Source organism: Actinoplanes oryzae (genome assembly GCF_030757795.1).
Classification (GTDB): Bacteria; Actinomycetota; Actinomycetes; order Mycobacteriales; family Micromonosporaceae; genus Actinoplanes.
The window spans coordinates 1-8,613 of the sequence record NZ_JAUQWH010000256.1; the positions used below are offsets into that span (position 1 = coordinate 1).

Sequence of the window (8,613 nt, forward strand, 5' to 3'; positions counted from 1 at the left end):
GGAAAGCGTGACCGAGCAGGCGCTGGGCGCTGACGAACACGTCGTTCCAGAGCCGGGCCTCGAGGTGGCTCTCCAGCTTGGGCAGGTAGAAGTACGGCCCGCTGCCCCGCTCGATCTGCCGCCGTCCGCAGTGGAACAGGTACATGCCGAAGTCGAACAGCGACGCCGGCACCGCCCGCCCGCCGATGCGCAGGTGACACTCGGGCAGGTGCCAGCCGCGCGGCCGCACCATGATCGTCGGCAGGGTGGCGCCGACCCTGTACTCCCGGCCGTCCGCGGCAGTGAAGCCGAGTTTGCCGTCGAGGGCGTCGCGCAGGTTCCGCTGGCCCGCCAGGATGTTGTCCCAGGTCGGCGAGGTGGCATCCTCGAAGTCGGCCATCCACACCCGGGCGCCGGAGTTGAGCGCGTTGATCGTCATCTTGCGCTCCGGCGGGCCGGTGATCTCCACCCGCCGGTCCATCAGGTCCTCGGCCGGCGGCGCCACGGTCCACGACGTGTCGTTGCGGATGTGCGCGGTCTCCGGCAGGAAGTCCAGCTCCCCCGTCCGCGTGGTGCGCCGGCGGCGGCGGCGGTCGAGCAGCTGCACCCGGCGGGCCCCGAACTCGCGGTCCAGCGCGACGACGAAGTCGATCGCCTCCGGGGTCAGGATGTCGTCGTACGCCGAGGGGGCGACGGTCACGGGCTCCATCAGAACTGCTCCGTCTCGGTCGAGCCCGCGAGGGCGGTGGTCGAGCTGTGCGGGTTCAGCGCCGTGGACACCGCGTCGAAGTAGCCGGTGCCGACCTCGGCCTGGTGCTTGGTCGCGGTGTAGCCGTCGATCTCGGCGGCGAACTCGGCCTCCTGCAGCTTCACGTAGGCGCTCATGCCGTCGGTCGCGTAGCCGCGGGCCAGCTCGAACATCGAGTGGTTGAGCGCGTGGAAGCCGGCCAGCGTGACGAACTGGAACTTGTAGCCCATCGCGCCGAGCTCCTTCTGGAACCGGGCGATCGTGGCGTCGTCGAGGTTGCGCCGCCAGTTGAACGACGGCGAGCAGTTGTACGCGAGCAGCTTGTCGGGGTGCTGCGCGTGGATGGCGTCCGCGAAGGACCGCGCGAACTCCAGATCCGGCGTTCCCGTCTCCACCCAGAGCAGATCGGCGTACTCCGCGTAGGCCACCCCGCGGGCGATGGCCGCCTCCGGTCCGCTGCGGACCCGGAAGAAGCCCTCGGCCGTACGCTCGCCGGTCAGGAACGGCCGGTCGCGCTCGTCGATGTCCGTGGTGAGCAGGTCGGCCGCGAGCGCGTCGGTGCGGGCGATGACGACGCTCGGGACGCCGGACACGTCGGCGGCCAGCCGCGCGGCGTTCAGGGTCCGGATGTGCTGGCCCGTGGGCACGAGCACCTTCCCGCCCAGGTGGCCGCACTTCTTCTCGCTGGCGAGCTGGTCCTCCCAGTGCACCCCCGCGGCCCCGGCGGCGATCATGGCGCGCATCAGCTCGTACGCGTTCAGCGGCCCGCCGAACCCCGCCTCCGCGTCCGCGACGATCGGGGCGAACCAGTCGCGCTCGTACCGTCCAGCGGCGGTGTCGATCTGGTCGGCGCGCAGCAGCGCGTTGTTGATCCGGCGCACCACGGCGGGCACGGAGTTGGCCGGATACAGGCTCTGATCCGGGTAGGTCTGGCCGGACAGGTTCGCATCCGCGGCGACCTGCCAGCCGGAGAGGTAGATCGCCTTCAGCCCGGCGCGGACCTGCTGCACGGCCTGGTTGCCGGTCAGCGCGCCGAGGGCGTTGACGTAGTCGGTGTCGTGCAGCAGCTCCCAGAGCCGGCGGGCGCCCCGCTCGGCGAGGGTGTGCCGCTCCTGCAGCGTCCCGCGCAGCCGCACGACGTCGGCCGCCGTGTAGTCGCGCCGGACGCCCAGCCATCGGGGATCGCCGGCCCAGGCTCGGGTGAGGTCCGCGGCGGTACCGCCCCTGACGTCGGTCAGCTGATCAGTCATCATCCCGCCTTCCGTTTCGGTGGTGCGTGGCTTCACGTTCGCTTTTCCGCCGGGGTCCGCTGAAGGCCTTTGTGAGGAGAAGAATCGACGTTCTTCTGTTAGCGTCAAAAGGTATGACGGCTTCCCCCGCGGTGGACCTGGTGACGCTCGGGCAGCGGCTGCGGCATCTGCGGCGCGCCAAGAACATGACGTTGGAGCAGCTCAGCGCCGAGGTCGGCCGGGCGCCGTCGCAGCTGTCGCTGATCGAGAACGGCAAGCGGGAGCCGAAGCTCAGCGTGCTGCAGGCTTTGGCGGGCGCTCTGGGCGTACAAATGCAAGATCTTCTGCGGCCGGAGGCGCCGAGCCGGCGCGCCAAGCTGGAGATCGACCTGGCGCACTTCCAGCGCGAACCCGCCTACGAGGCGCTGGGCCTGCCGATCGTGCGCCCCGGGCGGCGGCTGCCGTCGGACGCGCTGGAGTCACTGATCGGGCTGCACCGCGAGCTCGGCCGGCTCCTGCGGGAGCAGAGCGCGACCCCGGAGGTCGCCCGGCGGGCCAACCAGCAGCTCCGGGAGCAGATGCGCGAACGCGACAACTACTTCGCGGACATCGAGCAGGCGGCAGCCACGGTGCTGCAGTCGGTCAAGCACACCACCGGCCCGCTATCGCAGCGCGGCATCCTCGACATCGCCGCACACCTGGGCTTCACGTTGCACTACGTGCCGGACCTGCCGGGATCCACACGGTCCGTGACAGACCTGCGCAACCAGCGCATCTACCTGCCGCAGATCGCCAGCAACAAGGGCCACGACCCGCGCGCGGTGGTCCTGCAGACCCTCGGCCACTTCGTGCTCGGCCACGAGGACCCGGTCGACTACGCCGACTTCCTGCGCCAGCGCGTCGAGGCCAACTACTTCGCCGCGGCGCTGCTCATGCCGGAGAAGTTCGCCGTGCAGTTCCTCCGGGCCGCGCGCGCCGACCGCGCCCTGGCCATCGACGACTTGCGCGACGCGTTCGGCGTCTCCTACGAGACCGCCGCCCACCGCTTCACCAACCTGGCGACCCACCACTTCGGCATCCCGGTCCACTTCGTCCGGGTCCACGAGAGCGGCACGATCTACAAGGCGTACGAGAACGACAACGTCCGCTTCCCCGCCGACGTCACCGGCGCCATCGAGGGCCAGCCGGTCTGCCGCCACTGGGCCTCCCGCACGGTCTTCCAGGCCACCGACCCGTACTCGTCCTTCTACCAGTTCACCGATACGACCGGCGGCACCTACTGGTGCACGGTCCACGTCGAGTCGACCCGCTCCGGCGAATTCTCCGTGACCGTCGGCACGCCCTACGAGCACGCCCGCTGGTTCCGCGGCGGCGACACCTCCCGGCGTACGGTCTCCCGCTGCCCGGACCCCTCCTGCTGCCGCCGCCCGCCGGCCGACCTCGTCGCCCGCTGGTCGGGCCAGGCCTGGCCGAGCGCCAGAGTCCACTCCCACCTGCTGGCCGCCCTCCCCCCGGGCACCTTCCCCGGCGTCGACGCCCAGGACGTCTACGAATTCCTCGACCGCCGCGCGTGATCCTGTCCCCCGCAAGCGTCGCCAACCCGCTGGGAGCGTGGCTCTTCGTCGTCGCGGCGGCCGCACCGTTCGGCTTCGAGGCCCTGACGTTCGCGGTCGCCGCCGTCCTCATCGCCGGCATCCGCCCGGTGCCGGCCGGGCCGCAACCTGGGCCGCCGACCACGCTCCGCGGTGAGATCGCCGAAGGAGTGCGGTGGTTGTGGCGGCACCGGCTGGTGCGGACCATGGCGGTCAGCATGGGCATCGGCACCATCGCGTTCTGCGCGGCGTTCGCGGTGTTCGTCATCTCCTGCCGGCAGCGCCTCGGCCTGTCCGACGTCGAGCACCTCGTGCGCCAGGTGGTCGCCTCGATCCGCCAACGAGTGGTTCCTGATCACCTACGCGGCCGGGTAGGCAGCGTGTACTCGCTGCTGGATCTGGGCGGAGCCGCGCTGGGCTCTCTTCTCGGCGGCCTGCTGGCGAGCACCTGGGGAATCACCGCGCCGTTCTGGATCGCCGCCGGGGCCATGACAGCGATCACGGTCATTGCCTGGCGTCCGCTCCGCGACGCGACCGCCTGACCCGACAATGTCCGGCTCCCAGACAGCGCGGTGATGCTCCTTGGGAGCCGGACAGAGCGCCGACGTCGGGCCTCGCTGACCTGCGTCATCGTGGCGACCCGGGGCTCGGGCAGCCGGCGGGCCGGGACGGCTTCAGCCGCGTGCGACGCCGGGCGGAGGCGGAGGTCGGCGGCGAGGGCCGGCAGGTCGCCGGTCGTCAGTCGACGTCGTTCTTGAGCTGGTCGTAGGCGGACGGGTCGAGGTCGGTCGCGCCGGTGGGGGCGGTGGGGACGGGTGTGGTGCCGTACGCGGTGATGGTGATCGTCAGGGTTTCGGCGGGGGACGCGGTGGGGGCGTCGGACGGGATCTGGCCGGGTTCCGCCGAGGCCGGGGCCTCGAGGATGCCGGGGATGTCGACGGTGATCCCGGTCAGGCGGCCGGCGGTGTCCAGGGTCGCGCGGTACGGCAGGGCGCTCGCCTTGGGGCCGTAGAAGTAGTACGGGTCGTTGGCGAACAGTCGCAGCTGCGGGTCGACCTTGGTGGCGTCGAGCGTGCCGGTGACGGTGGAGCCGTCGACGGTCGCCGTGGTGGCCGCGGCGACCAGGGCGGTGGCGCCGGTGATGTCGGGGGCCGCGGCGGTCGGGGCCGTGGGGAGGTTCTCCATGCCGCTCTGGTCGTCGGCCTCGGCGGCCGTCGCGAGACGTTTGCGGTCGGCGCGGACCCAGTGCGTGCCGTCGAGGATCCGCATGACGTCCTTCGCCTTGCGCACGTCGGCCTTGTCCGCGGCGGTGCCCTTGGCGGCGTACTCGTCGAAGATCTCGCCGTAGGCCTCGTGCTGGCTGCCGTAGATGCGGTAGCGCAGGTGGTAGACGTCCCCGGCGACGAGCACCGACGGGCCGGAGGGCTGCTCGGCCGAGAAACCGTCCGGCAGGTGCACCGTGCCCTGGGATGCGCCGTTCCCCGTACGGGCGAAGGTGTAGTTGCCCGCCGCCAGGCCGGACAACGCGTCGCTCAGGGTGGCCCGGCCGTCGGCCGCGGGGGTGGTGCCCGGGGCGGCGCAGCCACCGGCCGTGAGCATGACGACCGCGATGAATGTGACTCGGCGTGAGATCATGCGGGCACTGTAGGCACCGGGAGCAACCACGCGGGGCGAGACGTGGCATGCTGCCTGTGAGGTGCGAGGGAGGAGGCAGCGATGGCCACCCATGAGCGCAAGACGGAGTTCCCCTATCCGTACGATCAGGATCTGACCGGCATCGTCACGCGCGTCAAGGGGATCAAGGAGTCGACCCGCGCGGCGCTGGTGAACTCGCCGAAGGTGGCGTCCTACCTCAAGGCGGGCGCCAACCTCGTCGAGCAGAACCTCGGCGCCTGGGACTGGACGATGGCCTCGCGCGACAAGCAGTACTGGTCGGGGCTGCGCTTCCTCACCGAACGCGCCCTGTCGCGGGAGATGGAGCAGCTCGAGCCGCCGTTCCTGAGGCAGCGCGGGCTCGGGCCGTACCGGGCGACCTGGGCCAGTCACGACGACTACCTCAACGACCTGCTCACGTTCCTGTTCCACGCGATGAATTACGACCCGCAGTACAACGCGAGCCTGGAGACCCGCGGCTGGCTCGACGACGAGGAGAGCTTCGTCGACGCGATCGACCGGGCGACGTACGCGGAGCTGCAGGCCATCTGCCGGATGCCGCTCTTCCGGCTGCAGCTCATCATGGTCGCGACCGCCGACCGCAACGACGGCATCCACACCGTCATCGCGAACAGCTACGAGGGCGCGCTGGGACCCTGGAAGAAGATCTACGAGTCCACATTCGCCTCGCGCGGATTCCGCCTGCGCCCCGGCGTGACCCTCGACCAGCTCGCCATGATGCTGGCCGCGGTCACCGAGGGCTTCGCCGTCCACCACCTGGGCGACCCGAACGCGGGCATCGCCGGCGACGACGACCGCGGCAACCTGCTCGGCATGGCGGTGCTCGGCATCCTCAACAGCTATCTCGAACCCGTGGCCGACAGGGACGGGCGCTCTTTGCGCGACCGCTTCCGCGAGACCGCGGACCAGGCCCGCAAACGGTGAGTGCCGGCCGGGCCGCGATGCAGCGGGCCGTGCAGCGCACGTGGACCCCGGAGAGTCACCGGCACCTCGGAGGCGGGCTCGTCGCTCAGCCGGTGGCGGGCTCGTCGCTCGGCCGGTGGCGGGCTCGTCGCTCGGCCGGTGGCGGGCTCGTCGCTCGGCCGGTGGCGGGCTCGTCGCTCAGCCGGTAGCGAGGCGGAGGAGGGCGGTTGTCACGATGCCGGCGACGACGGCCAGGAGCATCGGCGCGCGCAGGAGGTAGGCGGCGACCGCGGCGGCCAGTCCGGCGAGGACGGTCGGGTCGAGGTCCGCCCAGCGGCGGCCGAGGACCTCGACCACCACGAGGGCGGCGAGGAGAGTGGGCGCGAGGAGCGCCAGGACGCCGGTACTCCACGGCGGCAGCTCGCGCTCGCCGAGGGCGGCGGGGCCGATGCCCTTGATCAGGAAGCTGCCGGCCGCCACGGCCAGGATCGCGATCCAGACGCTCATGATTGTGTGCTCGTTTCGCTCGTACGGCGGGCGCGGAGGCCGAGGAGCGCTCCGACGGTCGCGGCGAGCAGGGCGACGCCGGCCGGCGCCCACCACAGCAGGAGGGCGGCGACGCCGGCGCCCACCGCGGCGGACAGGTAGCCGGAGCGGGCCGACCGGAGCTCCCCGATCAGCAGCAGCACGAAGAAGGCCGGGAAGGCGACGTCGAGACCCAGGTCGTGCACGAGATCGCCGGGCGGCGCGGCGAAGGCGCCGAGGGCGGTGCCGGCCACCCAGGCGGGCCACTGCGGCAGGGTGGCGCCGAAGAGGCGGTAGCGGTCGAAGCGGCCGTGCCCGGTGTGGGCGGCCACGAAGGAGGCGTCCACGACGGCCTGGCCCTGCAGCGCCCGGCGCAGGCGGCCGCCGGTCAGGCTGGGGCCCAGCGCCAGGCCCATGGGCAGGAAGCGGCCGTTGATGAGCAGGGCCGCCGCCACCGCGGGCGCCGTCGCGCCGCCGCCGGCCAGGGCCGCGAGCAGGGCGAACTGCGCCGAGCCGGAGAAGACCAGCACCGAGGCGGCGACGGTGGCCGGCACGCTCCAGCCCTGCTCCTGCGCCGCGGCGCCGAAGGTCAGCGCGAGGACGAAGCTCGCCGCCGCCAGCCCGGTCCCCACGCGGACGCCGTCGAGGAACCGGCGACGGGGCGCCTGCTCCTCGTGCACGCTTCCGTCATACCGCACATGCATCACATGCGCACTTGGACCCACCGGCGGCCCAGTCGGGGGCCAGCACGGCCATGACGGTCGCGTCGGCCCGGCCGTCCGGTCCGATGAGGATGCGGAAGTTGCACGCCTGGTTGGGGCGGTCCAGCTCGTTGAGGACGACCTCGCCCACCCACCTGCCGGTCGCCCGGTCCACCACGGCGAGGTCGAGGCGGTCGTCCTGCTCGTGGCGCGTGCCGTACCAGTCGCGCAGCCGGTGCTCGTCGAGCTCCGCCACCGGGCTGCCCGTCAGCCGGACCACCTCGGGATCGCGCAGGGCCCGGACGATCGCCGGGTGGTCGCCGGGCCCGAACGGGCGCAGCACGACGCGCGGACCGCTCAGGGTCGGTTTGATCGCGAAGCTCACCGCGTCACGGTAGGCGACAACTCCCCCGCCGAGGGATTCATTTTCCGCGCGAGCTGCCGGCGGGGAGCCGGGGGCGAGAGCACGAGCCGCGCCGTGCGGAAGGCCACCACGGTCCAGGCGGCGACCAGGGCGGCGTACAGGAGCAGGGACAGGGCCGTGAGCAGCGGCGAGCCCGAGCGGACCGCCAGGCCGCCGGTCGCGGTCACCACCGTGCCCACCGGGAACGTGAAGCTCCACCACGTCAGCGAGAAAGGCAGCCCGGCCCGCGCGGTCCGCACGGTCACCGCGGCCGCCAGGGCCGCCCAGAAGAGCGCGAAACCCAGCACGGGTACGCCGTAGAGCAGCGCGACGACCTGCGCCCCGGTGGCGTACGGCTCGGGGAGCACGCCGGGCGCCGCGTTGCCGAGCAGGTGGAACGCGGTCACCGACTGGCCCAGGGGCCCCAGGACGATCCACAGTGTCGGAACTGCAGCCGCGGCACCGACCCGGTGGCGGACCAGGCGTGCCCAGATCTGGGTGAGTACGACGAACGCCGCGATCAGGCTCACCCCGGCCAGGGCGTAGCAGGTCAGCAGCAGGTCCCGGCCGTCCGGCACGTGCGGCACCAGCAGCGCGCCCGTGGCCGCGGAGACCATCGGCGGCACGACGGGCATGAGCCAGCCGCCGAACGCGTCGCCGGGGGCGGCGGGGCGGTGGACCATCATCCGGTACGGGACGGCGACCGCGACGATCAGGCCCGCGATCGTCCCGGCGGTCCAGAGCACGAGGTCGACGGCGACGGCGGCCGGCTCGCCCAGCCAGTCCCGGCCGAGCAGCAGCGTGCCGGCGCCGACCGTGAGCAGCGCCATCGGCGGCGCGCCCCAGAACTGCAGCAGCA

Annotated in this window: 8 protein-coding genes and 2 pseudogenes; 3 read left to right on the forward strand and 7 right to left on the reverse strand. The window is 72.4% G+C overall.

Features of this window, described 5'->3' with window-relative positions; genetic code table 11:
* Positions 1–688 (reverse strand): annotated as a pseudogene (locus tag RBH18_RS41510) (malate synthase A); the annotation flags it as partial.
* Positions 688–1,977, reverse strand: a complete 1,290-nt coding sequence (gene aceA, locus RBH18_RS41515; protein ID WP_306216006.1) for an isocitrate lyase — start codon at positions 1,975–1,977, stop codon at positions 688–690. The gene aceA and the pseudogene RBH18_RS41510, both read right to left, overlap by 1 nt.
* A gap of 113 nt (positions 1,978–2,090) precedes the next feature.
* Between aceA and RBH18_RS41520 the strand changes: the two genes are divergently transcribed.
* A complete protein-coding gene (locus tag RBH18_RS41520; RefSeq protein ID WP_306216007.1) occupies positions 2,091–3,530 on the forward strand; it encodes a helix-turn-helix domain-containing protein in 1,440 nt (479 codons plus the stop codon).
* Positions 3,531–3,547: 17 nt separating this feature from the next.
* Positions 3,548–4,090 (forward strand): annotated as a pseudogene (locus RBH18_RS41525) (MFS transporter); the annotation flags it as partial.
* A 196-nt stretch (positions 4,091–4,286) separates the two neighbouring features.
* Here the strand turns inward: RBH18_RS41525 and RBH18_RS41530 are convergent.
* The gene (locus tag RBH18_RS41530; RefSeq protein WP_306216008.1) at positions 4,287–5,183 is read right to left on the reverse strand and encodes a hypothetical protein; all 897 of its coding nucleotides are present in this window, start codon (positions 5,181–5,183) and stop codon (positions 4,287–4,289) included.
* Positions 5,184–5,264: 81 nt separating this feature from the next.
* Here RBH18_RS41530 and RBH18_RS41535 point away from each other — a divergent pair, with 81 nt between their 5' ends.
* Positions 5,265–6,146, forward strand: coding sequence for a hypothetical protein (locus RBH18_RS41535; protein ID WP_306216009.1), 882 nt, complete (start codon positions 5,265–5,267; stop codon positions 6,144–6,146).
* Positions 6,147–6,323: 177 nt separating this feature from the next.
* Here the strand turns inward: RBH18_RS41535 and RBH18_RS41540 are convergent, their stop codons facing one another.
* The 4 genes from RBH18_RS41540 to RBH18_RS41555 form a co-directional block, all read right to left on the reverse strand.
* Positions 6,324–6,632, reverse strand: a complete 309-nt coding sequence (locus RBH18_RS41540; RefSeq protein ID WP_306216010.1) for an AzlD domain-containing protein — start codon at positions 6,630–6,632, stop codon at positions 6,324–6,326.
* On the reverse strand, positions 6,629–7,330 hold the full coding sequence (locus tag RBH18_RS41545) for an AzlC family ABC transporter permease (protein ID WP_306216011.1): 702 nt from the start codon (positions 7,328–7,330) through the stop codon (positions 6,629–6,631). Before RBH18_RS41545 ends, RBH18_RS41540 begins: the two co-directional genes overlap by 4 nt.
* Before the next feature lie 7 nt (positions 7,331–7,337).
* Complete coding sequence (locus tag RBH18_RS41550) at positions 7,338–7,736, reverse strand: GNAT family N-acetyltransferase (protein WP_306216012.1); 399 nt, start codon at positions 7,734–7,736, stop codon at positions 7,338–7,340.
* The coding region (locus tag RBH18_RS41555) for an SLAC1 family transporter (RefSeq protein WP_306216013.1) at positions 7,733–8,613 on the reverse strand (881 nt) is incomplete at its 5' end. The genes RBH18_RS41555 and RBH18_RS41550, both read right to left, overlap by 4 nt.